General features: G+C 63.8%; 23 protein-coding genes. 7 read left to right on the forward strand and 16 right to left on the reverse strand.

Going from position 1 to position 25,854, the window contains the following annotated elements; all coding sequences use genetic code 11:
• Positions 1–377 precede the first annotated feature (377 nt).
• Complete coding sequence (locus tag ACN0X9_RS06440) at positions 378–776, forward strand: hypothetical protein (RefSeq protein WP_417486793.1); 399 nt, start codon at positions 378–380, stop codon at positions 774–776.
• A gap of 106 nt (positions 777–882) precedes the next feature.
• Positions 883–3,669, forward strand: a complete 2,787-nt coding sequence (gene polA, locus ACN0X9_RS06445; RefSeq protein ID WP_417486794.1) for a DNA polymerase I — start codon at positions 883–885, stop codon at positions 3,667–3,669.
• 192 nt (positions 3,670–3,861) lie between these two features.
• Here the strand turns inward: polA and ACN0X9_RS06450 are convergent, their stop codons facing one another.
• Together ACN0X9_RS06450 and ACN0X9_RS06455 are read right to left on the reverse strand one after the other, a co-directional pair.
• Complete coding sequence (locus ACN0X9_RS06450; protein WP_417486795.1) at positions 3,862–4,710, reverse strand: CPBP family intramembrane glutamic endopeptidase; 849 nt, start codon at positions 4,708–4,710, stop codon at positions 3,862–3,864.
• A 25-nt stretch (positions 4,711–4,735) separates the two neighbouring features.
• Complete coding sequence (locus tag ACN0X9_RS06455) at positions 4,736–5,224, reverse strand: MarR family winged helix-turn-helix transcriptional regulator (protein ID WP_417486796.1); 489 nt, start codon at positions 5,222–5,224, stop codon at positions 4,736–4,738.
• Between the two features lie 229 nt (positions 5,225–5,453).
• On the opposite strand from ACN0X9_RS06455, the gene ACN0X9_RS06460 reads away from it, so the two are divergent.
• On the forward strand, positions 5,454–6,458 hold the full coding sequence (locus tag ACN0X9_RS06460) for a hypothetical protein (RefSeq protein WP_417486797.1): 1,005 nt from the start codon (positions 5,454–5,456) through the stop codon (positions 6,456–6,458).
• 106 nt (positions 6,459–6,564) lie between these two features.
• Here ACN0X9_RS06460 and gyrB read toward each other — a convergent pair whose 3' ends face one another.
• From gyrB to ACN0X9_RS06490, 6 genes are all read right to left on the reverse strand, one after another.
• Positions 6,565–8,967, reverse strand: coding sequence for a DNA topoisomerase (ATP-hydrolyzing) subunit B (gene gyrB, locus ACN0X9_RS06465; RefSeq protein WP_417486798.1), 2,403 nt, complete (start codon positions 8,965–8,967; stop codon positions 6,565–6,567).
• Between the two features lie 73 nt (positions 8,968–9,040).
• Positions 9,041–9,784, reverse strand: a complete 744-nt coding sequence (locus ACN0X9_RS06470; protein WP_417486799.1) for a TVP38/TMEM64 family protein — start codon at positions 9,782–9,784, stop codon at positions 9,041–9,043.
• The gene (locus ACN0X9_RS06475; protein ID WP_417486800.1) at positions 9,781–11,454 is read right to left on the reverse strand and encodes an ArnT family glycosyltransferase; all 1,674 of its coding nucleotides are present in this window, start codon (positions 11,452–11,454) and stop codon (positions 9,781–9,783) included. Before ACN0X9_RS06475 ends, ACN0X9_RS06470 begins: the two co-directional genes overlap by 4 nt.
• Positions 11,451–12,227 carry a glycosyltransferase family 2 protein gene (locus ACN0X9_RS06480; RefSeq protein ID WP_417486801.1) on the reverse strand — a complete coding sequence of 259 codons (777 nt, stop codon included), beginning with the start codon at positions 12,225–12,227 and terminating at the stop codon, positions 11,451–11,453. The genes ACN0X9_RS06475 and ACN0X9_RS06480 overlap by 4 nt, the downstream gene beginning before the upstream one ends.
• Before the next feature lie 124 nt (positions 12,228–12,351).
• Positions 12,352–12,975, reverse strand: a complete 624-nt coding sequence (locus ACN0X9_RS06485; protein WP_417486802.1) for a LysE family translocator — start codon at positions 12,973–12,975, stop codon at positions 12,352–12,354.
• Entirely contained in the window at positions 12,965–13,615 is a 651-nt protein-coding gene (locus ACN0X9_RS06490; RefSeq protein WP_417486803.1) for a TetR/AcrR family transcriptional regulator, read from the reverse strand. Before ACN0X9_RS06490 ends, ACN0X9_RS06485 begins: the two co-directional genes overlap by 11 nt.
• Positions 13,616–13,718: 103 nt before the next feature.
• On the opposite strand from ACN0X9_RS06490, the gene ACN0X9_RS06495 reads away from it, so the two are divergent.
• Positions 13,719–14,489, forward strand: coding sequence for a CPBP family intramembrane glutamic endopeptidase (locus ACN0X9_RS06495; RefSeq protein ID WP_417486804.1), 771 nt, complete (start codon positions 13,719–13,721; stop codon positions 14,487–14,489).
• Positions 14,490–14,502: 13 nt separating this feature from the next.
• Here ACN0X9_RS06495 and recF read toward each other — a convergent pair whose 3' ends face one another.
• From recF to mutM, 7 genes are all read right to left on the reverse strand, one after another.
• Entirely contained in the window at positions 14,503–15,663 is a 1,161-nt protein-coding gene (recF, locus tag ACN0X9_RS06500) for a DNA replication/repair protein RecF (RefSeq protein ID WP_417486805.1), read from the reverse strand.
• A 17-nt stretch (positions 15,664–15,680) separates the two neighbouring features.
• Positions 15,681–16,799, reverse strand: a complete 1,119-nt coding sequence (gene dnaN / locus ACN0X9_RS06505) for a DNA polymerase III subunit beta (protein WP_417486806.1) — start codon at positions 16,797–16,799, stop codon at positions 15,681–15,683.
• A gap of 207 nt (positions 16,800–17,006) precedes the next feature.
• Positions 17,007–18,455: a chromosomal replication initiator protein DnaA gene (dnaA, locus tag ACN0X9_RS06510; RefSeq protein ID WP_417486807.1), complete on the reverse strand. Its 1,449-nt coding sequence runs from the start codon at positions 18,453–18,455 to the stop codon at positions 17,007–17,009.
• Between the two features lie 489 nt (positions 18,456–18,944).
• On the reverse strand, positions 18,945–19,211 hold the full coding sequence (rpsT, locus tag ACN0X9_RS06515) for a 30S ribosomal protein S20 (protein WP_011645002.1): 267 nt from the start codon (positions 19,209–19,211) through the stop codon (positions 18,945–18,947).
• A gap of 109 nt (positions 19,212–19,320) precedes the next feature.
• Positions 19,321–20,097: an enoyl-CoA hydratase gene (locus tag ACN0X9_RS06520; protein WP_011645001.1), complete on the reverse strand. Its 777-nt coding sequence runs from the start codon at positions 20,095–20,097 to the stop codon at positions 19,321–19,323.
• Between the two features lie 120 nt (positions 20,098–20,217).
• Complete coding sequence (locus ACN0X9_RS06525) at positions 20,218–21,150, reverse strand: TraB/GumN family protein (protein ID WP_417486808.1); 933 nt, start codon at positions 21,148–21,150, stop codon at positions 20,218–20,220.
• Positions 21,151–21,248: 98 nt separating this feature from the next.
• On the reverse strand, positions 21,249–22,112 hold the full coding sequence (gene mutM / locus ACN0X9_RS06530; protein WP_417486809.1) for a bifunctional DNA-formamidopyrimidine glycosylase/DNA-(apurinic or apyrimidinic site) lyase: 864 nt from the start codon (positions 22,110–22,112) through the stop codon (positions 21,249–21,251).
• Positions 22,113–22,211: 99 nt separating this feature from the next.
• Between mutM and ACN0X9_RS06535 the strand changes: the two genes are divergently transcribed.
• Both ACN0X9_RS06535 and ACN0X9_RS06540 read left to right on the forward strand, forming a co-directional pair.
• Positions 22,212–22,904 carry a fatty acid desaturase family protein gene (locus ACN0X9_RS06535; RefSeq protein ID WP_417486810.1) on the forward strand — a complete coding sequence of 231 codons (693 nt, stop codon included), beginning with the start codon at positions 22,212–22,214 and terminating at the stop codon, positions 22,902–22,904.
• Positions 22,905–22,981: 77 nt separating this feature from the next.
• Positions 22,982–23,767, forward strand: coding sequence for a class I SAM-dependent methyltransferase (locus ACN0X9_RS06540; RefSeq protein WP_417486811.1), 786 nt, complete (start codon positions 22,982–22,984; stop codon positions 23,765–23,767).
• Here the strand turns inward: ACN0X9_RS06540 and ACN0X9_RS06545 are convergent, their stop codons facing one another.
• Positions 23,768–24,175: a hypothetical protein gene (locus ACN0X9_RS06545; RefSeq protein WP_417486812.1), complete on the reverse strand. Its 408-nt coding sequence runs from the start codon at positions 24,173–24,175 to the stop codon at positions 23,768–23,770.
• A gap of 127 nt (positions 24,176–24,302) precedes the next feature.
• On the opposite strand from ACN0X9_RS06545, the gene ubiB reads away from it, so the two are divergent.
• Positions 24,303–25,841 carry a 2-polyprenylphenol 6-hydroxylase gene (gene ubiB, locus ACN0X9_RS06550; RefSeq protein WP_417486813.1) on the forward strand — a complete coding sequence of 513 codons (1,539 nt, stop codon included), beginning with the start codon at positions 24,303–24,305 and terminating at the stop codon, positions 25,839–25,841.
• The last annotated feature ends 13 nt before the right edge of the window (positions 25,842–25,854 follow it).

Below are 25,854 nucleotides of genomic sequence, written 5' to 3' on the forward strand. Positions count from 1 at the left end.
CGCGGACAGGCTCCGCTCGTTTCCGGGCACAAGTGACTGAGCTCGTGCCTCCCGTCCCGAAAACCAAAGCCATTATGTGCTGGCGGATAAGGGGTGGGGATAAGTTCACCTCTATCCCCGCCCCACACACCGTCATCCCGGCGCAGGCCGGGACCCAGACTGCGACGCAAGCTATCGCCAGGCTTGGCGAAATCGAGTGCGCGAGACTGGGGCCTGACTTGTCTCGGGATGACGGTGTGTGGGGCGGGGATAAGGACACAAACTTTGTCATTCCGGACCTATGCCCGGCCTCGAGCCGGGGGGCGATCCGGGATGACTCGGCAAAACAAACCACCACCCCATTGAACCCAACCATCCCCGCGATACACCTTGCTCCCATGACCGAGCTTGCCACCGACCTCTCCCGCCTGATCGTCCAGCTGTTTGCCCTCTGGCTGATCGCCGTCGCCGGGCTTTGCCTTGTCCGACCTCGCTTGGCCATCAAAGGGTTGGGCGCGATGGGATCGACGCCGCTGATCCATTTTGGCGAACATGCCCTGCGCGCCCTGGTCGGTCTGGCCCTGATCGGCGTCTCCAGCGCCACGCCCTGGCCGCAAGCTTTCTTCTGGGCCGGTATCTTCATCGTCGGCAGTTCAGCGCTCATCGCAATCGCCCCGCGCCGCTGGCATCACGCCTATGCAATGTTCTGGGCGAGGCGTTTACCGCCCTGGTCGCTGCGAGTGATGGCGCCGGCCACCGCTGTTGCGGGTGGCGCGCTGTTCCGTCTGGTGAGTTAAGGCGGCAAGGCCCCACCGCACTCCCCCCATGACCCCGCGCCCTCCCCGCGCTAGTCTCCGGCACAACTGATTTGCGCACCTGCGCATCCGCCCGGAGAGACACCCCATGGCCACGACCAAACCCGTCGACGAGACCAGCCACGTCTATCTGATCGACGGGTCGGGTTATATTTTCCGCGCCTATCATGCGCTGCCGCCGCTGACCCGGACTGACGGGACGCCGACCGGGGCAGTGCAGGGCTTTTGCAACATGTTGTGGAAGCTGCTGGAGGATTTGAAGGGTGACGATCAGCCCTCGCATCTGGCGGTGATCTTCGATCATTCCGGCAAGACCTTCCGCAATGATCTCTATGACCTCTACAAGGCCAACCGGCCGCCGGCGCCGGAAGACCTGATCCCGCAATTTTCCATCATCCGCGATGCCACCCGCGCTTTCGGCACGCCCTGTATCGAGCTGGAAAATTACGAGGCCGACGACATCATCGCCACCTATGCCCGCCAGGCCGAGGCGCTGGGTGCTGACGTCACCATCGTCTCCTCGGACAAGGATTTGATGCAATTGGTGACCGACAAAGTCTCCATGTTCGACGCCATGAAGAACAAGCGCATCCAGGCACCGGAAGTGATGGAGAAGTTCGGCGTCGGGCCGGACAAGGTCATCGATATCCAGTCACTCGCCGGCGACAGTGTCGACAATGTGCCCGGCGTGCCCGGGATCGGTGTGAAGACGGCGGCGCTGTTGATCAATGAATATGGCGATCTCGACACGCTGCTCGAGCGGGCCGGCGAGATCAAGCAGAAGGGCCGGCGCGAAAAACTGCTCGCCCATGCGGAGGATGCCCGCATCTCCCGCGATCTGGTGACCCTGAAGCTCGACGCACCGATGCCGGAAAGGCTGGAAGAATTCGGCCTCGCCGAGCCGGACCCGGATGTCCTCGTCCCCTTCCTGCGCGAGATGGAGTTCCGCTCCTTCACCCGCAAGGTGGAAGAAGCGCTGGGCGGCCCGCCGGCCGACGAGACCGGCGATGCCACCGCCCCGATCAATCGCGACGCCTATGAATGCGTGACGACGATGGAGGCGCTCGAGCGCTGGATCGCCAAGTGCTTTGAGGCCGGGCAGATCGCCGTCGATACCGAGACCGATGCCCTGTCCTCGACGGCGTCGGGACTGGTCGGCATCTCGCTGGCCACCGCGCCCGGCGAGGCCTGTTATATCCCGCTCGCCCATGTCGATCCGCAGGACACCGGCGACATGTTCGACACCGGCGCCTCGCCAGAGCAGATCCCGATGGATCAGGCGCTCAAAGCCCTGAAGCCCTTGCTGGAAGATCCGGCGGTGCTGAAGATCGGGCAGAATTTCAAATATGATCTCGGCGTATTGTCACGCTATGGGATTGATGTCGCGCCCTATGACGACACCATGCTGATCTCCTATGTCATGGAGGCCGGCCTGCACGGGCATGGCATGGACGCGCTGGCCGAGCTGCATCTGGGCCATACCTGCATCCCCTTCAAGGAGATCTGCGGCACCGGCAAGAACCAGATCACTTTCGACAAGGTCCCGCTGGACAAGGCGACGCTCTATGCCGCCGAAGATGCCGACATCACCCTGCGCCTGTGGGAGATTCTCAAACCGGCCATGGTCGCCAAGAAGATGGCCACGGTCTACGAGACGCTGGAACGCCCCATGGCGGATGTGCTCTCCAAGATGGAGCGCACGGGCATCAAGGTCGATCCGGACCAGTTGAACCGGCTCTCCTCCGACTTCGCCCAGAAAATGGCCGCCGCCGAGGCCGAGGCGCATGAGGCGGCAGGCCGCGACTTCAACGTTGCGTCACCGAAACAAATCGGGGAAATCCTGTTTGGAGAGATGGGCTTGCCGGGTGGCAAGAAAACCAAAACCGGGGCCTGGTCGACCGATGCCGCGGTGCTCGACCAGCTCGCCGCCGAGGGCCATGCCCTGCCGGTCGCGCTGTTGGAATACCGCCAATTTGCCAAGCTGAAATCGACCTATTCCGACAGTCTCTTCGCCCATATCAACCGCGACACCAAGCGGGTCCACACCTCTTTCTCGCTGGCCGCGACCACGACCGGCCGCCTGTCCTCGACAGAGCCCAATCTGCAGAATATCCCGATCCGCACCGAGGCCGGCCGGCAGATCCGCGAAGTCTTCATCGCCGAGCCCGGCCATGTGCTGGTCGCCGCCGACTATTCCCAGGTCGAGCTGCGCCTTCTCGCCCATATCGCCGATGTCGAAAGCCTCAAACAAGCCTTTCGCGACGGCACTGATATTCACGCCATGACCGCCTCGGAAGTCTTCGGCGTGCCGATCGAGGGCATGGACCCGATGGTCCGGCGCAAGGCCAAGGCGATCAATTTCGGGGTGATCTACGGCATTTCCGCCTTCGGTCTCGCCAATCAGATCGGCGTCAAGCGCGACGAGGCCAAGGCCTTCATCGACGCCTATTTCGAGAAATTCCCCGGCATCCGCGCCTATATGGATGAGATGAAGGCCAATGCCGCCGAGACCGGCTATGTCGAGACCATCTTCGGTCGCCGCTGCCATTTCCCGGGCATTCGCGACAAGAACCCCAATATGCGCATGTTCGCTGAACGCCAGGCCATCAACGCCCCGATCCAGGGCTCAGCCGCCGACGTCATCCGCCGCGCCATGATCCGCATGGACGACGCCCTCAAGGCCGCCAATCTGGACGCGAAAATGCTGCTCCAGGTGCATGATGAACTGGTGTTTGAAGTGCCAGAGGGTCAGGCCGACGATCTGATAGCGCTGGCCTCAAATGTAATGGGTGAGGCGTGTGCGCCCGCGCTGGAACTAAGCGTGCCGCTGGTGGTGGACGCGAAGGCGGGGATGACGTGGGGTGAGGCTCATTAGGGGGCTGAACGCGAGCTCAGCCTCGATCAACTGTCACGCTCATTTGTCATCCCGGCCGGATAGCCCGCGAAAGCGGGCTGCAGGGCCGGGACCTATCGCTCGGCGGGCATATGGGTCCCCGATCTGCGCCCCGCTTTCGCGGGGCATCCGTCGGGGATGACAAAAACTGGATCGAATGACTGAAGAGGGGCTTCAATCCGTCGGTCGGCGCTTCAGCTCGCCCCGCCGCCAGCTATCCGCCAGGAAAAGACCCGTCACGACAATGATCATCGCGACGACGGGCCAGGAGTCCTCCGGGCCGGCGAGGCCTCCGGTCAGCCAGTCCGGACCGGTGAGGTCGCTCTGCAACGGCGCCAGGGCGCGCCATTGCTCCTGTCCGGTAAGCGGCAGGCCAGTGACGAAGATCGTATAGTTCCAGGCGGCATGGTTGAGGCCGACGGCCCAGATATTGCCGGTTCGGACATAGACCAGCGACCAGAAAATGCCGATAGCGAGACCGGCGAAGAGCGGCACCCACCCGCCCCAATTGTCGTTGAAGATGTGCAGGGCCGAGAAGATCAGGCTGGGGATCAACAACGCCGGCCAGACTCCGAAGTGGCGTCGGACAAGGGCGAACAGAACGCCGCGAAAGACGATTTCCTCGAACATTGCGGCAGCGAGAATGGTCAGCGCCACACCGAACATGCCGTTCGGTCCCGAAATCGCGACCAGCGCATAGGCGCCCGTCAGGTAGAGCAGGAGAAGCGGCAGGCCGATCATGGCCGAGCCCGCCAGGGTCCACAGGGCAATGGGTTTGACCGCGAAGGTCAGTTCGGTAGCGGGTCGCCGTTCGACGAGGCGCACATAGGCCCAGAAGCCGACAATGAAGGCGACCAGCATCAGGCTTCGACGGATCAGGGAGAGGATCGCCTCGGATGGCTCGAAGACGGTGGCGATCAGGGGCAGTATGCCCAGCCGGACGGTGGCACCTGTGATCACAAGCGCCAGCACGGCCAGGCCAAGACCTGCGAGCAGGTGCAAAACTGGTTTCAGACGGGACATTGGGGACGCCTTCTTGCGTGGGAGTTCAGGATGAAACGGGCTGCGGATCGGGCAGTCGGGCGGGGATGGGCCGCGCAGCGAGACATTCCGTGGCGGACCCGACGGCCTTGTTGAGGTCCACACCCAGCTCGGCGAACAGGTCGGCATAGGCGCGATCAAGCCCGTCGAGGAAAGGCTGGAGGCGCTCAGCCTGCTCCCGTCCCTGCGCCGTCAATGAAACCAGCCGCTTTCGGGCATCTTTCGGATCGGGCCCGGTTTCGACATAGCCCTGGCGAACCAGGCCATTGATCCGGTGCGAGACCAGCTGGTGCGAGATTCCCAGCTCGGTCGCAAGCCAGGCCAGCGATGCGGGCCCGGCATGGTACAGCGCCTGCACACAGCCCGCCTGCATTACCGTGATCGCGAGGCCATGCGACGCCAAAGCGGCATCCACCTGCTCGCTCAAGCGGTCCATGAATCGTTGCGTACGCAGGAGAAAAGCGGCTCGGCCGTCGAAATGAGGAATGTCGGACATCGGTTGATCCTTTTCGCGAACCTATTTCTACATACATTTGTACAAATATTTGTGCAATAGGATAGATGCAGGGTTCGTGACTGGATGTACAGCGGCGCGGGGAATGGTCGGATGGGTGAGCGACCGGTCAGCCCGGGTTTTCGACTGTCTCGGCAGATTGTTCGGCCCGATCTTGGCTCGACGCGACCGGCCGGATCAATCTAACCTCGGATGACGCAGGGGGAAGAATATGGCGACCCGCTATCCGGCGAAATTCATTCACTTCGGCCTGCCCAAATGCGGCTCGACTTTCCTGCAGAGCGTCTGGGGCTTGGACGGCGGCTATACTTCGGTCAGCCTGGCGCGGGCGGCGAATTCGGCGCGGCAACTGGCCCTGCAGGGAGCCTCCGCCAGCCTGCCACACATCGATCTCGGCGTCCGGGCGGGCGCCGGCACCAACCTCGTCGCGTCGGCAGAAGGGTTCAGCTGGGCGTATCTGGGCAGACCCGCCGAGCAGGACCGGATCGCGGACCTTCATCGCATTGCCGCCGCGATGACCGGGCAGGCCAGGATCGCGCCGGTCGCGCTGTTCATGGTCCGCGACCCGGTCGACTGGATACGCTCCACCCATGAGCAGGTGATCAGGCGCGGCGATCATGACACCGGCCGCGCCTATCTGGCAAAGCACCGCGCGCTGATCGAACGCGTGCTGGACCTGCGGCATATCGAGGAGGTTTTCGGAGCGCATTTCGAGCGCGTCGTCTTTCTCTCGGCCGACGAAATGCGCCACGATCCCGACCGTTTCTGGAACCGTTATGAGGCCGAACTCGATGTGCCGCGTCCCGACCGGACGTCGATCGAGCGGGTCAGTGAGAGCGACCGGCATGCCAACGCATCGCTGCAGGAACGGCTGGTACCGATGGCGCGGATGAACCGGGTCCTGTCCGGCATCATGGATGCCTGGGCCGGAATTGAGGGCGCTCCGGGCACTGTCAAAAAGGAGTTCGAGGTCTTCGGCAGCCCGTTCGACAAGGCCCGGGTCTGGGCGTCACGGCGGGTCAGCGAATATTCGTCAGCCGAGCAGATTGAGAGCCTGCTGGGCGGGGCTTTCGCCGGGATGGCGGACGGGTTCACCGACCTGCCGCTCGATGAAGCGCTCAGATCGCACCTTCGCAGGCAATTTTGCGATCTCATCGACACCCGGGACACAATCCCGGACTCGTTGAAGGCTTCGTATCGGGCAGCTCTGGCCTAGCCCGCCGCCGGCAGTGTCGGCGGACAGACGGGCCGGTTTCAACCTTGCACAAAAACGCCCGCCTGGTTCAGGCGGGCGTTTGCAGTGCCAACGGTATGGTGGAGCCCTAAGCGTCCACCTCCGCTTCCAGCGCGTGCTCCTGGATGAAGTCGCGACGCGGCTCTACCACATCGCCCATCAGCTTGGAAAAGAGCTCGTCGGCGGTGTCGGCATGGGTGACCGAGACCTGCAGCAAGGACCGCGCATTGGGATCGAGCGTGGTTTCCCAGAGCTGGCCGGGATTCATTTCGCCCAGACCCTTATAGCGCTGGATCTTCATGCCCTTTGCCCCCGAGACGACCACGGCATCGACCAGCTCGCGCGGCGAATTGATGGTCACCGGGCCGGATTTCGGGACGAAGCTGGCCGGACCGGCATAGTCATCGGAGATCGCCGTAGCGCGCTCATTGAGTCGCTTGGCATCCGGGCTGGCGCGCAGGCTGCGATCCAGCACGACGGTTTCCATGACGCCGCGAACCTCGCGTTCGAAGACCAGATTGCCATCGGCCTCGTCCAGACGGCCGCCCCAATTGTCCTCGCCCTCATCGGCAAAGGAGTTGAGACGTGCCGCGCCACGGGCGACGGCCTCGTCGGACGGCTCCGGCACCAGGGCACCAGCCATGGCGGCGGCTTCCAGGGCAAAACCCGGCGCGCGGGCGATCATGCGGTCGATGGACAGCTTGACCTGGCGCGCCGCGGAAACGCGGGCTGCCAGATCCTGGCCCGTCACCACTTCACCACCGTGCAGGGTCAGATGCGCTTCGGAAACGCCTTCCTCAATGAGATAGGCGTCCATCTCGGCCTGGTCCTTCACATAGCGTTCGGACCGGCCCTTGGCGATTTTGTAGAGCGGAGGCTGGGCGATGTAGAGATAGCCCTTCTCGATCAGCTCCGGCATCTGGCGATAGAAGAAAGTCAGCAGAAGCGTGCGGATATGGGCGCCATCGACATCAGCATCGGTCATGATGATGACCTTGTGATAGCGCAGCTTTTCGTAATTGATCTGATCGCGCCCGATACCGGTGCCCAGCGCCGTGATCAGCGTACCGACCTGTTCCGAGGACAGCATCTTGTCGAAACGGGCGCGCTCCACATTGAGGATCTTGCCTCGCAGCGGCAGCACGGCCTGGTTTTCCCGGTGGCGTCCCTGCTTGGCAGAGCCGCCGGCTGAGTCACCCTCGACGATGAAGAGTTCGGACTTGGCCGGATCCTTCTCCTGGCAGTCCGCCAGCTTGCCGGGCAAGGACGAGATTTCCAGCGCCGATTTGCGGCGGGTCAGCTCGCGCGCCTTGCGGGCGGCTTCGCGGGCTGCCGCGGCCTCGATGATCTTGCCGACCACCATTTTGGCCTCGGTCGGATGTTCCTCGAACCATTCCGCCAGCGCCTCGCCCACAGCGCCTTCAACGGCGGGGCGGACTTCCGATGAGACCAGCTTGTCCTTGGTCTGGGAGGAGAATTTCGGGTCCGGCACTTTCACCGACAGCACGCAGGTCAGGCCCTCGCGGGCGTCATCGCCGGAAATCGACACCTTGGCCTTGGAGGCCAGGCCGGACGAGGCCGCATAGGTGTTGATGATGCGGGTCAGCGCGCCGCGGAAACCGGCCAGATGGGTACCGCCATCGCGCTGCGGGATGTTGTTGGTGAAGCAGAGGACATTCTCGTGATAGCTGTCATTCCACTCCAGCGCCGCTTCCACCGCCACGCCATCCTTCTCGCCGGTGATCAGGACCGGCGGGGTGAAGATCGGGGTCTTGTTGCGGTCCAGGTGGGCGACGAAGGCAGCCACACCGCCATCATAGACCATGGTGTCGGAATAGAGCTCGGCCTCACGCTCATCGCGCAGGGTGATCTTGACGCCGGAGTTCAGGAAGGCGAGCTCGCGCAGGCGGTGCTGCAGCGTTTCGCGATTGAACTCGGTCATGGTGAAGGTTTCTTCCGACGGCATGAAGCGCACTTCCGTGCCCTTCTGGCCCGGCTCGGCATCGCCCATCACCTTGAGATCTTCCTCGGCATCACCGCGGCGGAAACGCATCCAGTGCCGCTTGCCATTGCGCCAGATGGTCAGGTCCATCCAGTCCGACAGGGCGTTCACCACCGAGACGCCGACGCCGTGCAGACCGCCGGACACCTTGTAGGAATTCTGGTCGAACTTACCGCCGGCATGGAGCTGGGTCATGATGACCTGGGCCGCCGAGACGCCTTCTTCCTGGTGGATGTCAGTCGGGATGCCCCGACCATCATCGCGCACCGAGGCAGAACCGTCGGCATGGAGCCTCACCAGGACTTCCGAACAATGGCCGGCCAGGGCTTCGTCGATCGCATTGTCGACGACCTCATAGACCATGTGATGGAGACCCGAACCGTCATCGGTATCACCGATATACATACCCGGGCGCTTGCGCACGGCGTCGAGCCCTTTGAGGACCTTGATCGACTCCGCGCCGTATTCCTGATTCGCTTGTTCCGTCATGGTTTTGTTGTACAGGTTTCGCACGCCTGTGACCACTCGCGCGCACACGCGTACGTGCGCGCGTACGCGTGAGTCAGGGCGCCGGTTTGTGGACCGGTTTCCGGGCCGGATTTGAGGCCGGGTTTCTGGTAGCGCGACGCATCAACCAGCGCCGCCCGATCAGGCCGATCAGAACCAGCAACAGAACGGCTCCCGCCACTGCCAGCCAGGCCCGGACACCGCCACCATCAAGGCCCCGGATCGCGGCATGGCTGGCAAAGGCGATCAGGGCCATTTTCGGTACGCTGCCCAGGGCCGTTCCGGCGATGAAATCGCGGAACCGCATCGGCGTGCAGCCGGCCGCGATATTGATGATGATCGAGGGCAGGGTCGGCACCAGGCGGATCACCGCACTGGCCCAGAAACCATGCCGCGCCAGCTCGTCCATGACGATGCGCGCATCGGGGCCCGCATGGCGGTCGATCCAGCCCGACCCGACCCGACGTCCGACCAGAAATCCGAACCCGCAGGCGAGCACCTTTCCGGTCCAGCTATAGGCGAAGCCGGCCCAGGGCCCGAACGCTGCCACAAGCGCCGCGATCAGCACGGCCTGGGGCGCGCCGAGCGTGATCAGGATGGTGAAGGCCAGGATGGCCACGGGCGGTGCCCAGACCTGCCCTCCGAGCGCCGCCAGGCCATCCAGCGCCTGTCGGGTCACCGCTTCGGGCAGCAACAGGGTGGCGAAGCCTCCGAGCGAAAACAGGGCGACCAGGGCGAGGACCATGACGAGTTTGCCAGGATGACGCCGGAAGACGGCCACCAGCTCGCGGCCGATCACCCGTCCGACCCCGGCGTGGCTACCGTGGCGCGATAGAGCGTCAGGCTCATTTCGTCGCCATTGGAGTAGTTCTGCCCTTCGATCATCGCCAGGGGTTCCAGGGTCAGGTCAATCGCTGCCGCACGGGCCAGGAAGTCGTCGATCTCGGCCGCATCGAGCAGCGCCAGTGAGCAGGTCACATCAGTCGCCAGCTGGTCCGCCGCATCGACCGGGCTGGCCGCCAGCACGGTGTCATAGGGCCCGTGCTGATAGACCAGGCTGGGCTCGCGGAAGGCCGAGGTGACCAGCCGGGTCTGCATGCAGCCCCCATGGGCATCGACGGCCGCTACGATCCGTGGGGTCAGCCACAATGTCTCGAGCCGCGGCAGTGTCCCGCCATAGACGGTCACCGCGCCGAGCGCCCCGGCGGCCAGACCCGCGAGAAGCGAGCCCTGACGGCGACCCATCAGATAGAGCGCCACTGCCGCCGCAGCCGCGACAAGGACTGCCACGCCGGCCATCACCAGAACCGGGGATAATCGCCCCTCGGCCCAGTGCAGACCGGCCGGACCCAGCGCCGCGACCAGTCCACTGAAGGCCAGCCAGACAATAGCGTAAACACCGGCACCGATGCGCACCCAGAGCGGTGAGCGCGCCTGCCCGGGCAGGAAGATCGCGGCCGCCGCCAGGCAGGCCATCGCCGGATAGAGCGGCATGATGTAGTGCGGCAGCTTGGTGGCGATCAGCTCGTAGGCGATCCAGGCCGGCACGATCCAGGCGATCAGATAGCGCACCGCTGCCTGACTGCGATTGGACCAGGCCCAGTGACCAGCGAAGACGAAGAAGAGCGATCCCGGCCAGAAGGTCAGCGAGAACAGGCCGAGATAATAGCCCGGCGGTCCGGCATGCGATTGCTGGCTCTCGCCAACCTTTCCCATCAGGCTGTCACCGACCGCCTCGGCATAGAAGCCACCATCCGAAACAATGCCGATCGCGACATACCAAGGCAGGGCTATAAGCAGGAAAAGCGGCACGCCCCAGAGCGGTTTGAGTTGTTGCAGCCAGGCGAATTTGCGGTCCCAGATCAGCAGGCCGGCCAGCGCCAGTCCGACAAAGAGCAGGATAATTGGTCCCTTGACCATCATCCCCGCCCCCAGCGCCGCCCAGAACAGGGCCGGTCGCCACCAATGCCCGACGGGTTCCAGATAGATCCGCATCAGCGCCAGATGGGCGGCGGTGATGGTTGCCAGAAGCACGGCATCGGTCTTGGCGATCCGGGCCTCGAAGCCAACCGCAAAGCTGGTCGCCACCAACAGCGCCGCGGCGAGGCCGGCGTGACGCCCGTAGAGCCGACCTGTCAGCGCGCCGGTCATCAGGACCGCAGCGAGAATGCCGAGGAAGGACGGGATCCGGTGCGCCCAGATGGCCCGCTCATCTGCGGTCCCCGTGAGGGTGACCGCGATCGATTGCAGCCAGTAGACTCCCGCCGGCTGGAGGTAGCGCTGCTCCTCCTGGAAGCGGATGTCGACGAAATCGCCTGTCGCCAGCATCTGACTGGTCGCCACCGCGTAGCGGGACTCGTCGCGGTCGACCGGTGGAATGGATGCGATACCGGGAAGAAGTACGAGCGCCGACAGGGCGACCAGAACCAGCCAGTCCTTCCAGCCCAGGCGATGCCCGTCCTGGGTCACGACCGGCGCTCTTCGATCCGGCCCGGCGCCTTGGTCCGGCGGACCAGCCAGATCACACCCATGGTGTCGAAAATCCCGACAAAGGCCCGACCGATATTGGTGTATTTCGACTGCCCGGCATGGCGCGCGCGGTGCTGGACCGGATGATTGATGAGCGGGTGGCCGTAGCGCTGGAACAGGGCGGGCAAAAAGCGGTGCATGCCCTCAAAGCAGGGGAGCAGCAGGAAGCTGTCGCGGCTGAAGACTTTCACACCGCAGCCGGTATCGGGGCAATGATCGCCCAGCACGGTGGCGCGGAAACCATTGGCGATGCGGGTGGCGATCAGGCGCGAGACCGGGTCGTTGCGGCGGACCCGGGTACCGGCGACCAGTGGCGCGTCGCCTTCGGCCGTCCACGCCTTTTCCAGCATGTCCGGCAGGTCAGCCGGGTCATTCTGGCCATCCCCATCGAGCGTCGCGATCCAGGGGGCTCGTGCAGCCAGGATGCCGGACCGGACGGCCTGGGACTTGCCGCAGCGACGGTCATGGCGAACGAGGCGGACGCGCGGATCGGTATCGGCGATAGCCTGCAGGATGTCCGGGGTCGCATCGGTCGAGCCGTCATCGACGAAGACGATCTCGAAGGCGCCGGCCCGGTCCATTTCCCGCAGCACTTCGTCGCACACCGCCGCGACATTCTCGGCCTCGTCCAGAACCGCGATCACGACGGACGCACGCAGCGTCGCGTCAGACCGGTCCGGTCGGCGAAAATCCGTGTTGATCGTCTCGCTCATGAACAACCCCAGTTGTGCGCGCGGGCCCCGTTGTTTTGCGCGGGCCCGGATGTGCGCGCGGGAGTGTGTGCCGCTTTGGCCGCCGTTTCAAATGGCAATGCCGGTGATGGACGAGGAAGTACTGCTAGCGCAACAGCAAAAGCAGGGCGATCGCGGCCATCACGCAACCGGTCAGGATGTCGGCCCCGCGCCGCACCGCCGGTGTCGACAGCCAGGCCCGCGCCCGGTGCGCCGCGCCGATATAGAAAGCCGCGGTCGGAACCGCCATTGCCACCATGATCAACAGCATCGCGGCATAGCTCCACGGCGTGATCGCGTCGATCGGCACGAAGGCAGGAACCAGGGTCAGATAGAAGACGATCGGCTTTGGATTGGACAGCGGCATCGCGACCCCCGCCAGGAAGGTCGCGACCCAACCGCGCTTTGAGCCGGCCCTGAAGACCGGCTTCGGGCGCGCCCCGGTCCAGGCGCTCCAGAACGCCTTGAAAGCCATCCAGCCGAGATAGGATGCCCCCACCAGCTTGGCCGCCAGCCAGAATGGCCCCAGCTGCTCGGCGACCGCCGACAGGCCCGTTACCGCGAGGGTGAACCAGAGAACATCACCCAGGAGGATGCCGGCCCCATACATGGCCGCATGCCAGGGACCGGTATCCAGGGTGCGGGCGATCATCGCCGCGATGCCCGGCCCCGGCGTGAGAAACAGGACAAGCAGGGCGCCGGCGAACAGGAGAAGGGTTTCAATCGTCATGACGGTCAGGGGTAACGAGATAGCCGTAGAGCGTGTCGGCAATGGCCGCGACGAATTGCTCGTCGCTGATCGTGAGCACCACGGCCGCGCCTTCCTCACGGTAGATTCCCCGCTCGATCGGCAGGGTATTCATCAGATAGGTGAACATTTGCGCGGCCTCGACGCGATCCTGTCGCTTCACCTCATCACCAAACAGATCCAGCAGCTGGTCAGCGGACTGACGTGCCTGGTCCAGCATCGCCTCCCAATCATCGCCGACCAGGTCCGGTCGCAGGCGGCTGTAGATATGCGTCGCCCGGACAAGATAGCCATGCTTGTCGAGAAAGCTCCAGGCCACGCGGCAGGCCGTATGCAGGGCAGCCCGCAATCCATTCGCCGGCTCGATTTCAATCCGGCCCTCGCCCGCCATGAACGCTTCGAGCCGCTCACGATAGAGCTCGAAAATGACCGGAATGAAGGCGTCCTTGTTCTCGAACCGGCGATAGACGGCACCGACCGACAGGCCGGCAGCCTCTGCCAACTCGGCAATCGACACATCGGCGAAGGCCTTAACGCGCAGTTTTTCGTCCAGCGCCCGCACCAGCTTGTCACGGGTTTCGCGTGATCTCGCCTGTTGCGTCGGTCGCACCCCTTGACTCATTCCGCTGTCACTCCTAAATGTGAACGCGAATTCGCATTCTCATAATATCAACTTGATCGCACGCTTGCGGATCGCCGGTCAAGAGACCTAGGGAGACTTCCACATGCAAACGCTTACGCAAACACCGTCCCTGATCCTGGGGCTGCTGGCCATCGCCGCCGTCCTGATTGCCGGATTTGTCAGCGATGTCCGGCAGAAAGGCAGCACCCCCGACGACCTGCCACCGGTCGGCCATCAATACCGCAAGACCGGCCTGACACTGTGGATCCTGTGCGCGAGCTGTCTGGCCTGCTGGCATTTCGCCGATCTACCCCTTGCAGCGCTCGGCCTGCAGGCCCCCACGGGATGGGGTGGGGCCCTGGCCTGGACGCTGGCTGGCGCCGCGATCGTCTACGGACTCTACTCGCTGGTCACGACGGCACTGGACCGGACCGCCCGCAGCAAATTGCGGACCCAGCTCGCGGAGGCAGAAGGCTTTGACATGCTGCGCCCGCGCCGCCTGTCAGAACATCTCGGATTTCAGGCACTGTCCTTCACCGCCGGCATAACCGAGGAAGTGATTTTCCGCGGCTTCCTGATGGCGACGCTGGCGCTGGTCATGCCGCTGTGGGCGGCCGCATTGGCATCGGTCAGCCTGTTCATCATCGCTCACGCCTATCAGGGCCTTTCCGGAATGCTGCGCATCCTGCCGATCACGGTGCTGATGACAGCGGTCGTGTTGGTCGGTGGATCATTGTGGCCCGCGATCATCATCCACATTCTCGCCGACGCGCTGGCCGGATGCCTGGTTGCCATGGTGGATGCCCATGAGGATGCCGATCAGATCATGGCGAAAGAGGCGAATGAGGGGGACGCAGCGGCCATTCCGGCGTGACCAACCCGCCGGCTCAACCCGGGGGTAGAGCCCGGACCGCACCATCACGCACTTCACGATACTGGATCGAGTCACCGAACGGCTCGAACAGGACTTTCTCGACACCGGTCAACCAGGCCTGGGATCCTGATGCGAGAATTTCCCGGGCCAACCCGTCCCGACGCAAGGCATCGAGATGGGCACAGGCCTCATCAAGCAGCAGAAGGGGGGCAACGCCCCATTGCTGGCCCAGCGCCCGGGCCTGGGCCAGGGCCAGGGTCAGGATGAGAGCCTTCTGCTCACCGGTGGAACAATCCCCGGCCGGTTGACCCTTGCCCCGGTGGCTGGCGAGCAGCTCGGTGCGATGGGGGCCTCTCGTCAGCGTCCGTCCCGCCGCCGCGTCGCGACGCCGGCCAGCGCGCAGCGCAGCTAGAAAGCGGTCCTCGGCCTCACCCGCTGTCAGCCCGTCAGCCAGGTCTGCCTCGACCGAGCCATCCAGCGCCAGGTCGGCCTGAGGGAAGACACCTTCCGGCCGCCGGTCGATCTCCCCCTGCAAACGGATCAACGCATCCAGTCGCGCCGCTGCCATCGCGACGCCATGGCCGGCCATCTCGACTTCGATTGCGCCGAGCCAGGCCGGATCCTGACCACCCTCGTCCAGCAAGCGCTGACGCCGGGTCCGGCTCTTCTCATAAGCGCTGGCCGCGTCGGCATGGGCCGGGTCGGCGGCATGGACGAGACGGTCAAAAAACTTCAGACGATCCGCGCGCGGCCCGGCGAAGAGCCGATCCTGCGCCGGAGTCAGCCAGATCATCGGCAGGAGACGGGCGAGTGCGTTCTGGGCGGCCGGTTCACCATCGATCCGGGTCTCCCGGCGAGCCGTCCCCCGTGCGCCCACCCCCAGGCGGAAACCACCCTCGCGTGTGTCGGCCTCCGCAAATACAGCCCACTCAGGAGCCGCGCCGGATGCGCCCTTGGTGGCTACTCCGTCAGCGCCGGCCGAGCGCAAGCCGCGGCCGGGAGCCAGAAAGGAAATCGCCTCGAGCAGATTGGTCTTACCGGCCCCGTTCTCGCCAAACAGGGCGACCGGCGCGGCGCTCAGTTCGAGGTCGAGATCGGGATAGCTGCGGAAATTGGCAAGCCGCAAACGACGAACCGCCGCAGGCGGAACCGGCGGCGGTGTCTCAGTCGTCATCGTGTCGGCCTGACCCGTCACACGCGCAGCGGCATCAGCACGTAAAGCGCGTCCGGATCACCACTGTCGGTTACCAGGGCCGGCGAGGCGGCATCGGCGAAGTGGAAGCGGGCTTCATCGCCTTCGATCTGGGACGCGACGTCCAGCATGTAGCGGGCGTTGAAACCGATCGCGAAGCCTTCATCCGAGTAGGACACGGCGAGCTCTTCCTCGGCCTGTCCGCTCTCGGGATTGTTGACGGCGAGCGTCAGGGCATCGGCGCCCAGTGACAGCTTTACAGATCGGGATTTCTCGACCGAGATTGTTGCAACACGGTCAACGGCTTCAGCGAAACGCTTGTTCTCGACCGACATCAGCCGGGTATTGCCGCGCGGAATGACGCGCTCATAGTCGGGGAAGGCGCCATCGATCAGCTTGGAGGTCAGCACGGCACGGCCCAGACGGAAACGGATCTTGCCTTCGGAGACAGACACCTCAACGTCGTCATCGGCGTCTTCGAGCAGGCGTTTGACTTCCTGCACCGTCTTGCGGGGCACGATCACGCCCGGCATGCCGGAGGCACCCTCGGGCAGATCGACCTCGGCGAGGGCCAGACGCACACCGTCCGTGGCAACCGCGCGCAGCGTCTTGCGACCGTCCTGCTCGGCGGCATGAATATGGATGCCATTGAGGTAGTAGCGAGTTTCTTCCGTCGAGATGGCGAACCGCGTCTTGTCGATCAGGCGCGCCAGCTCGCGGGCCGGAACCGAGAAGCGATGCTCGAGATCTTCGGTCGGCATGACCGGAAAATCACCCGGTGGCAGCGATGGCAGCGAAAAGCTGGAGCGACCGGCCTTGAGCGTCAGGCGCGGGTCGCTGCCATTCATCTCGAGCGTCACGTCTGCGCCATCCGGCAGCTTGCGGGTGATGTCGTACAGGGTGTGCGCCGGCGCGGTGACGAGACCGTCTCCCTCACAACTGGCGTCGGTGGTCTCTAGGATCTCGATGTCCAGATCGGTCGCCGCGAAGCTGGCCCCGTCGGGTCCGGCGGAGATCAGCACATTGGACAGGATCGGAATGGTGTTGCGCTTTTCGACAACGGCCTGCACGTGGCCAAGCGCCTTGAGGAGCGTCGCACGCTCGATCGTCAGCTTCATATCTCGCGTTCCGCTTTCAACGTCTTCTGCGTCAGCTTCCCGAATCCAGCCCGAAGATCAATAGTCGACGATCAAGGGCTGTCTTGGCGGTGCGGGACAAAGACCGCCTGCACCTTCAGGATGGGTCAAAGAGGATACATGAATTCGCGCATTCGCAAGAGATTTATCCAGCGCCCACGCGAAATTCGGAAGACCGGTCGTCCGGCCTCAGCCCTGCAGCTCTCTGGTCAGCGCGTCAATCTCGTCCGCGACCGGGTCCCCGGCGTCGATCATGCCGGTCACCTTCGACACTGCGTGGATCACGGTCGAGTGGTCGCGACCACCAAAACGGCGACCGATATCCGGCAGCGACCGGGTCGTCAGAGTCTTGGCGAGATACATCGCGATATGCCGCGGGCGCACGACGGCCTGGGTCCGGCGCTTGGAACAGATATCCGCTGTGGTGATGCCGAAATGGGTCGCGACAACCTTCTGGATTTCATCAACCGTCAGACGGCGCTCGGAACTCAGGGACAGCTCACGCAAAGCCGTCGACACGACTTCCATGGTCACCGGCTGGCCGATCAGCGCGGTCCGGCAGATGACGTTGTTGAGAACGCCTTCCATCTCGCGCGGGCTGGATGTGATCCGGGCGGCGAGAAAATCACGAACGGCCTCGGACACATCGAAAGTCGGGTAGTGGCAGGTTGCCTGGGCAATCTTGCAATCAAGGATCTGGCGGCGCAGATCGAGGTCCGGCTTGCCCAGCGGGCAGGACAGGCCACCGGTCAGGAGCGAGCGCAGCCGCTCATCCTGCATCTGCAACTCGGCTGGCGGCTTGTGTGACGCCAGGACGACCTGCTTGTTCTCGGCGACCAGGGCCGCAATCGTGTGCAGGAATTCATCCTCGGTCTTCGGCTTGCCGGCGATGAAATGGACATCATCGATCAGCAGAACATCGACGCCCCGCACGGTCTCCTTGAAAGAGATCGTGTCCCGCGCCCGCATTGCCGTGACGAAACCGGACAGGAATTCCTCGGCGGTCAGATAGAGCGCCTTGCGCGGACGGGTCCCGTTCTGGGCTGCCGTCGCCACAGCGTGGAGCAGGTGCGTCTTGCCAACGCCGTAATCGCCATAAAAGAACACCGGATTGAAGGGCGGTGTCGCGGCGCCGACCATGGTCCGGGCGGCTGCGGCGGCCACTTCATTGGCCGGGCCGACGCGGAAGCTGTCAAAACTGAAACGGGCATCGACCGGTGCGACATCAGCCGCTGGCACAGGCGCTACACTGGCGCCTGTGGCGGCCGGTTGCGGCTTGCGGGCCACCGGCGCTGACGAACGGTTCGCCATTACAGATTGCGGCGCATCCTGATCTTCAGCAAGCAGGAGAATATCACGATGCGACGGGTCGAGTTCGGCCCAAAGAGCCCGAATTCGTGCTCCCCAATGATCTTCGACCCAATCGCGGTTGAAACTGCTTGGCGCGATGATCACCAGAGCGCCCGTTTCAGCCAGGCGAACACGCAACCGTGCGATTTCCTGCGAGTAAAGCGCAGGTCCACACTCCTCACGGAGATGGGCGCGCACCCGACGCCAGATTGCCGAAATTCCCCCCGCGTCAAGCCCGTCGATAGTTGCGGTATTTGCCTCGGAAACAGCCAGTTTGTTCAATGCCATTGTCGATCACACTTTTATTTTTCTCACGCTAACGCGAGAGCTATGTGTTTGTAATTTCGGCAATATCAGCCCACCCACAGCACTCCACCCAGTCGTGCCGCTACCGGAATTTTTTCCGCATGGGAATTGTCGCCCTCAGAAGCCCAAAGGTTACTCCGGGGCCGGTCACGGTCAACATGATTCAGCTCCCAGAATCCGAGATTCTTCGCTTGACACGGGAAATCCGTGATCGGATCGAAGCTTGGCTTTTGTGACAGAAATGTGTCAACGCGACTGGTCGTTTTCATGAACCAAATGAAGCCCGTTTTGAGGGCGTGGATCGACCGGGCGCGCATTTGGCAACCCCTCCGTACCCAGATTATTTATTAGAATGCATCTATGCCGCAGTTGCGAGCTTGGCGACCGTGCAGTCGCAACATGCGCGCAAAGAAATACGCCCGAGGCGTGTGCCCCGGGCGTATATTCAGTCTTTGACGTGAATGCGTCGGATCAGGCCGACATCGACTTCACGCGGGCCGACAGGCGGGAGACTTTCCGCGAGCCGGTATTCTTGTGGTAGACGCCCTTGCCGACAGCACGCATCAGCTCGGACTCAGCTTCGACCAGAGCGGTCTTGGCAGCAGCCTGGTCGCCAGACGTGATCGCCATTTCGACTTTCTTGACGAAAGTACGGACGCGCGAACGACGAGCCTTGTTGACGGCCGTCCGGCGAGCGATCTTGCGGACCATTTTCTTGGCCGAGTTGGTGTTGGCCATGGATGTAAACCTCTTTATGCGGCCGGGACAGACTTCCCGGCTAAATCCGTGAGCGGCGGCGTATAGGCCCTTGCGGGCTGGGCGTCAACCGCCCACTGCGCCTCACCCCCTAGCGATGCTTGAAATGAGCAGCCCGTTTTTCGGCGAAGGCAGCCATGCCCTCTTTCTGATCTTCAAGCGCGAACTGCGACATAAACACCCGACGTTCGAAACGAACGCCTTCGGTCAGGCCGATCTCGAACGAGCGATTGACCGTCTCCTTGGTCATCATCGCTACCGGCAGTGACTTGGCGGCAATGCTTTCCGCGGCTTCCATGACGACGTCCATGAAGTCGTCCGCCGGCACCACGCGCGACACCAGTCCGGCCCGCTCGGCCTCTTCGGCATCCATCATCCGACCGGTCAGACACATGTCCATGGCCTTGGCCTTGCCAATGGCGCGCGGCAGACGTTGCGTGCCACCCGCACCCGGCATCACGCCGAGATTGATCTCCGGCTGGCCGAATTTGGCGGATTCCGATGCGATGATGAAATCACACATCATGGCGATCTCGCAGCCACCGCCCAGCGCATAGCCGGACACGCCGGCAATGATCGGCTTGCGGAAACGCGCCACGGCCTCCCAGGTCTCCGCGAACGGATCCTTGTTATAGAGACCGACCATGTCGCGCGACTGGAGCTCCTTGATATCGGCACCGGCCGCGAAGGCCTTCTTGGAACCTGTGAGCACCACACAGCCGATGCCATCATCGGCTTCACAGGCAGCCAGCGCGGCCGCGAGTTCGGTGGTCAACTCATCACACAGAGCATTCAGCGCCTCCGGGCGGTTCAGCGTGATGACGCCAACCCGGCCCTCGGTTTTGTACTGTATCGTCTTGTAGCCCATTTCGGCGCTCCATCTGACGGCGCGGAGAACCCGCGCGGGAAAAGCCGCGCCGCTATAACGCAGACGGGGGCAAGCGTCGATACCGGGTGACCCGTTTGAGTCACCCGGCCCGATTGACGCCTACTGGCGGCTGACCTGATAGCCCTGCGCACGCAGGAGCTCGATGACGCCATTCTCACCGGGCAGGTGCGCCGCACCAACCGCGATGAAGACCGTGCCTTCGCCATCCATGATCTCGGCGATTTGCGGAATCCAGTTCTCGTTCCGCTGCACGATCATGACCTGATAGGCCTCCGGCGCGTCTCCACGCATGCTCGCATTGATTTCAGAATCGATGGTCTCCATGTCGCCGACCGCCCAGGCCGTCACCAGCGTGTCCAGCATTGTCGGCAACTCGGCCATGTCTTCCAGACCCTGCTCAAAGGCACGCGCCTGCACATCGTCCGGCATGCCGGCGAGGAAACCGATCTGCTGCTCAGCCGTCTCGAAATAGCCCATCCGGATATCCCGGCCCTCGACCATGCCGAGCAGGACCATCTCCACCCCGGAATTGGGATCCATCCCCAGCGCCTGCATCTGACCGACGGCAAGCGCGATCTGGGCCAGCCAGGGCCGCATCGGCTCCAGCATCGCCGGCGCGAAACCAACCGTCGGGGCGATTTCCGCCAGCGCCGCATTGCCAGCCTCTGTGAGAAGCGAGGACAGCGTCACGCCGGGCGAGTTGAGGCCGTGCTGCATGACCAGCGGCTGCATCGCCGCCTGACTCTCGGGCGAGTGGACATCCGCTTCCAGATAAAGCGCGTCAGCACTGGCGATCAGAGCGCGGAGCTCGTCAGTACGCCAGTCGAGACTGCGGGGCAGCAAATGAAACGTGCCGAAAATGTAGACGTCGGAGTCGGCATCAGACAGATGCCAGATGGCCGGATCGGCCTCGATCGCTGCGTAATCGCCCGACTGGGCCTGGGCGGTGGACGGCAGAAGGGCGCCGCCGGCCAGCAAGGCCGCACCGGAAAGAGCGGAAACGGTCCGCCGAATGGTCTTGAAGGGTGACATGAAGTTACCTTTGTGACGTGAAATCCGGCGATAAATTACCCCATTCCACCGCCATGGCTAGCGGGACTGCCCGGGTGCGGTGTCCCTCGCCAGACCCGTCACCGCTGACAGCGACTGCAGAACCAGGTCGAGCGCCCCGACTGCACAAGCCGCTGGATTTCGCCAGCGCAGTCCGGGGTCGGGCAGGGCGCGCCGAGACGGTCATAGACACGGAAGCTGTGCTGGAAATAGCCCAGCGCACCATCGGTCGAGGCGAAATCCTTGAGCGAGGAGCCGCCGGCCTCGATGGCCTCGACAATCACCTCGCGCACGGCCCGCGCCAGACGCTCGGCACGGACACCGGGAATGCTGGCGGATGCGCGGCGCGGACTGATACCGGATCGATGCAAAGCCTCACACACATAGATATTGCCCAGACCCGCGACGATCGACTGGTCCAGCAGGGCGGTCTTGATCGGCGTGCGACGCCCGGCCAGCACCTCGCCAAGATAGGCGCCGGAAAACCAATTGCCGTGCGGCTCGGGTCCGAGCGCGCCAAGCGTCTTGTGGGACGCTTCCTCCGCGGTCGGGAACAGCTCCATGTAACCGAAACGGCGCGGGTCATTATAGCGGACCACCACGCCGCCCTCGGCCCGGAACACCACATGATCATGTTTCGGGTTGGCCGGGGCGGCGTGAACGAAATCACCGGGCTGGGCCGCCTCCCCCTCGACCTCGATCGAGAAGCGCCCGGACATGCCCAGATGCCCGATCATCGTCTCGCCGCTGTCGAGCCGGAACAGAAGGTATTTGGCCCGCCGGTCGATCGTCTCGACCCGACAACCGGTCAGCCGCTCCGCGAAGCGCTCCGGAAACGGGAAGCGCAAATTGGGACGATTGACGTCCACGGCGAGAATGCGCCGCCCCTCCAATGCCGGCACCAAGCCCCGGCGAACCGTCTCTACTTCAGGTAATTCAGGCATTTGGCGTGTGAATCATCTTTACATTCAGGCGGTTACATTTTCGCCCCATTTCTTGGCTCATCTTCGCTCGCCTTTTGGGAATAACGGAGACAAGGCCGCATGTTTGATCACATGGATATCATCCTGTCAGCAGCCATGATTGCGGGCCAGATCGGTCTGGGCATCCTGTTTGCCGATCTGATGAGCGGTATCGTGCACTGGTATATCGATACCTATGGCGACCCGAAGACCCCCATACTCGGCCGGCACGTCTATTGGCCGACCATCAATCACCATGCCCAGCCGCTGGATTGCACCCGCGCCAGCTTCTGGTCGCGCAACGGCCCGAACCTGGCCCTGAGCCTGGCCCTCCTGATCGTGTTTGCGGTCACCGGGCTGATCAATGCGTTCACCCTCAGCGCCCTTGCGACCGGCGTGTTCGCCAGCGAAATCCATGTCTGGAGCCACAAACCCAAGCGCAAGCGCCCGACCGTGGTCCGCTGGCTGCAGGCCAGCGGCCTGCTACTCAGCCCGAAGCAACACTGGCAGCACCACACCCACGCCCACAACACCCGCTATTGCACGGTCACCAACCTGCTCAATCCCGTGCTCGACCGGTTGCGGGTCTTCCGACTGGTCGAAGGAGTCGTCGAAGGCTTCGCCCGTCGCAAACCGCGCGATGAGATCATGGGGATCGGACCGCTCGCACGCGGCCGGCGCATCATGTCGAGGGTCCGCCGCTTCGTCGCCGCCGGAGCGTGGCAGGTCCGGCGCCTTCTATTGGCGCCCATGCCCCGCCTCGCCCTGGCCTGATCCGGCACCGCACATGCGACACAAAGGACCGCCCGCGCCGCTTTCCGGTCGGGCGGTCCGGGTCTATGTTGCCGGGCATGAGCACGACCCGGACCGACACTGAAACCGTTTCCTTCGGCTTTGCCGATGTCGCACGCGACGAGAAGGCCTCGCTGGTGCGTGGCGTCTTTGACCGTTCGGCGCGCCGCTATGACCTGATGAATGATCTGATGTCGCTGGGCATTCACCGGGTCTGGAAAGACATGGTGATGACCCGCGCCAATCCGCAGCCGGGCGAGGTCCATATCGACGTCGCGGGCGGCACCGGCGACCTGGCACGCAGCTTTCTGGCCAAGGCCGATGCGGTCGCGGCACGCCGCGGCGATGACCGCCAGGCGTCAGCCATCGTTCTGGACATCAATGAGCAGATGTTGCGGGCCGGCGTGAAGCGCGGCCTGAAACCGCACGAGGAAGGTCGCGTTGACTGGGTCACCGGCAATGCCGAATGCCTGCCCCTTCCGGATCGCACCGCGCATTGCGTGACCATTTCGACCGGCATCCGCAATGTCACCGACCGCGCCACCGCGCTCAAGGAAATGCGCCGCGTGCTGAAACCCGGCGGGCGTTTCCTGTGTCTGGAATTCACCCGGCCGACCAGCCGCGCTTGGGAAAAAGCCTATGACGCCTGGTCCTTCAACGTCATGCCGGAACTCGGTCACTACGTCGCCAAGGACCGCGAGAGCTATCAATACCTGGTGGAATCGATCCGTCGCTTCCCCAATCAGGATGATTTCGCCGACGAGTTGCGGGCCGCGGGTTTCCGCAAGGTCAGCTACACGAATTTCTCCGGCGGCATTGCCGCCCTGCACGTCGGCTGGGCCTGATCAGTCCCGATCCTTGCGTTCGCGAAGCAACCAGGCTTTCGCCTCCTCAACTGTATCGAAGAGCTGTAACTGCGCTGGATAGCCGGCCTTGGTCAGATTGACCCAGAATTCCAGCAGAACCCTTTTCATACTGTCATTGCAGACCTGGGCCGACCGGCTTGGCGTGTCGCCATAATGGTCGCGGATGAATTCGGCCAAGCCTGCGCCAAGCCGTTCGAAAGACGCGGCATCAAGCTGATGCAGATCGGAATCGTCTTCATAGACCACGATACGATCACATGCTGGCGTCCAGCCGGGCATTTTCACAGCCCGCTGCATCAACTCCAGCGCGTCGCCTTCCGCGATCTCACCGCGATAGCGCACCAGAATCCACTGGTTCTCGGCATCCACTTCCAGCTCGTGCTTCATTCCCGCCCCGGATTTGATCCACACTGACAACGTAGACCAACTTGCGTGGCCGACAAGCACAGGCCTTCACCGGCTGCGACGTCATGGCCCTCTCGCCAATTCAGGCCCGTACCTCTAAACCGCTAGCATGTTTTCCACTCTCGCCTCCTTGACCCGCCTGATACGCGCCGCCCTGACCCTGGCCCGGCACGACGCGATCCTGCCAGCGGAGTACCAGTCGCTTTACCCGGCTCCGGCCCGCTGGCTGGGAAGTGTCATGCGCATTTTCCGCCATCGCGATCTGGCAGAAAACCCGGGAGAACGCCTGGCCCGCGCATTGGAAAAACTGGGTCCGTCCTACGTCAAATTCGGCCAGATCCTGGCCACCCGCAGCGACGTCATCGGCGCGCGGTTCGCGCGCGGCCTGTCGCGCCTGCAGGATCGCATGCCCGCGTTCGGGGATGCCGAGGCGCGCGAGATTCTGGCTGACGAGCTGGATCAATCAGTCGACGAGGTCTTCAGCGAGTTCGGCCCGCCTGTTGCCGCCGCATCGATCGCCCAGGTCCACAAGGCGATGACACCGGACGGGGCCGTGGTTGCGGTCAAGATCCTGCGCCCGGACATCGAGAGCCGCATTGCCCGGGATATTCGCACCCTCACGCTCGGTGCGGCCCTGGCTGAACGCTTCTCGCCCGCCAGCCGCCGACTGGAGCCGAAAAAGTTTGTCGAGACGGTGTCCCGCTCGCTGTCGCTGGAAACCGACCTGCGCCTGGAAGCAGCGGCCGCCTCTGAACTGGGCGAGGCCGCCATGGTCGCCGAGGGCTATCATATTCCGACGGTCGACTGGGCGCGCTCGACCCGGCGGGTGCTGACCACCCAGTGGATTGACGGCATTCCCCTGTCCGACATCGACGCGATTGCCGCCAGCGGCATCGACCGGGCGGCCCTGGCGACCCGGCTGACACGGGCCTTCCTGTCAACGGCCCTCGATCGCGGAGTCTTTCACGCCGACATGCATGGCGGCAATCTGTTTGCCCGAACTGACGACACCGTCTGGGCGGTCGATTTCGGTATCATGGGTCGGATCGGGCGCGCCGAGCGTCGCTTCCTCGCCCTGATCCTGCATGGTTTCCTGACCCGCGACTACATGGCTGCCGCCCGTGCCCATTTCGCCGCCGGTTATGTGCCGGCGCGCCATTCGGTCGAGGATTTCGCCAGCGCCCTGCGCGCTGTCGGCGAACCGATTTTCGGCAAGACCGCCGACCAGGTGCCGATGTCGCGCGTCCTGATGCAATTGTTCGAGATCACGGCCCTGTTCGAGATGCGTCTGCGGCCCGAACTCGTGATGCTGCAAAAGACCATGGTCCAGTGCGAGGGCGTATCACGGCAACTCGACCCCCAGCACGACATGTGGGGCGCAGCCGCCCCCATCGTCGAAGCCTGGATGAAGCGGGAACTCGGTCCGGAAGGCCGCATCCGTGATCTTGGTGAGGACCTGACCCGGCTGCACGATGCCCTGCGCAAGCTGCCTGATGCAGTGGATGACTGGGCCGAGGTCGGCGCCCAACTGAAGGCTGGCAAACTGTCCCTGGGTGGCGGTCCGCGGCTGCGGCCCTGGTTCCTGCGTCTGGCCTGGCTGGCGGCCGCCGCTGCTGCAGGCGCGGCCGTCGCTACGGCATTTAGCTAAAATTTCGGGCCGA

This window comes from Maricaulis sp., from assembly GCF_048268525.1.
Classification (GTDB): Bacteria; Pseudomonadota; Alphaproteobacteria; order Caulobacterales; family Maricaulaceae; genus Maricaulis.

What these genes read in the sequence shown, in the direction of transcription:
- ACN0X9_RS06535 (WP_417486810.1), top strand. Translation starts at nt 22,212, where the DNA reads ATGTTTGATCACATGGATATCATCCTGTCAGCAGCCATGATTGCGGGC.
- ACN0X9_RS06520 (WP_011645001.1), bottom strand. Translation starts at nt 20,097, where the DNA reads ATGGGCTACAAGACGATACAGTACAAAACCGAGGGCCGGGTTGGCGTC.
- recF (WP_417486805.1), bottom strand. Translation starts at nt 15,663, where the DNA reads ATGACGACTGAGACACCGCCGCCGGTTCCGCCTGCGGCGGTTCGTCGT.
- ACN0X9_RS06455 (WP_417486796.1), bottom strand. Translation starts at nt 5,224, where the DNA reads ATGTCCGACATTCCTCATTTCGACGGCCGAGCCGCTTTTCTCCTGCGT.
- polA (WP_417486794.1), top strand. Translation starts at nt 883, where the DNA reads ATGGCCACGACCAAACCCGTCGACGAGACCAGCCACGTCTATCTGATC.
- ACN0X9_RS06480 (WP_417486801.1), bottom strand. Translation starts at nt 12,227, where the DNA reads ATGAGCGAGACGATCAACACGGATTTTCGCCGACCGGACCGGTCTGAC.
- ACN0X9_RS06545 (WP_417486812.1), bottom strand. Translation starts at nt 24,175, where the DNA reads ATGAAGCACGAGCTGGAAGTGGATGCCGAGAACCAGTGGATTCTGGTG.
- ACN0X9_RS06440 (WP_417486793.1), top strand. Translation starts at nt 378, where the DNA reads ATGACCGAGCTTGCCACCGACCTCTCCCGCCTGATCGTCCAGCTGTTT.
- dnaN (WP_417486806.1), bottom strand. Translation starts at nt 16,799, where the DNA reads ATGAAGCTGACGATCGAGCGTGCGACGCTCCTCAAGGCGCTTGGCCAC.
- ACN0X9_RS06485 (WP_417486802.1), bottom strand. Translation starts at nt 12,975, where the DNA reads ATGACGATTGAAACCCTTCTCCTGTTCGCCGGCGCCCTGCTTGTCCTG.
- mutM (WP_417486809.1), bottom strand. Translation starts at nt 22,112, where the DNA reads ATGCCTGAATTACCTGAAGTAGAGACGGTTCGCCGGGGCTTGGTGCCG.
- ACN0X9_RS06450 (WP_417486795.1), bottom strand. Translation starts at nt 4,710, where the DNA reads ATGTCCCGTCTGAAACCAGTTTTGCACCTGCTCGCAGGTCTTGGCCTG.
- ACN0X9_RS06490 (WP_417486803.1), bottom strand. Translation starts at nt 13,615, where the DNA reads ATGAGTCAAGGGGTGCGACCGACGCAACAGGCGAGATCACGCGAAACC.
- dnaA (WP_417486807.1), bottom strand. Translation starts at nt 18,455, where the DNA reads ATGGCATTGAACAAACTGGCTGTTTCCGAGGCAAATACCGCAACTATC.
- rpsT (WP_011645002.1), bottom strand. Translation starts at nt 19,211, where the DNA reads ATGGCCAACACCAACTCGGCCAAGAAAATGGTCCGCAAGATCGCTCGC.
- ACN0X9_RS06460 (WP_417486797.1), top strand. Translation starts at nt 5,454, where the DNA reads ATGGCGACCCGCTATCCGGCGAAATTCATTCACTTCGGCCTGCCCAAA.
- ACN0X9_RS06525 (WP_417486808.1), bottom strand. Translation starts at nt 21,150, where the DNA reads ATGTCACCCTTCAAGACCATTCGGCGGACCGTTTCCGCTCTTTCCGGT.
- gyrB (WP_417486798.1), bottom strand. Translation starts at nt 8,967, where the DNA reads ATGACGGAACAAGCGAATCAGGAATACGGCGCGGAGTCGATCAAGGTC.
- ACN0X9_RS06495 (WP_417486804.1), top strand. Translation starts at nt 13,719, where the DNA reads ATGCAAACGCTTACGCAAACACCGTCCCTGATCCTGGGGCTGCTGGCC.
- ACN0X9_RS06540 (WP_417486811.1), top strand. Translation starts at nt 22,982, where the DNA reads ATGAGCACGACCCGGACCGACACTGAAACCGTTTCCTTCGGCTTTGCC.
- ubiB (WP_417486813.1), top strand. Translation starts at nt 24,303, where the DNA reads ATGTTTTCCACTCTCGCCTCCTTGACCCGCCTGATACGCGCCGCCCTG.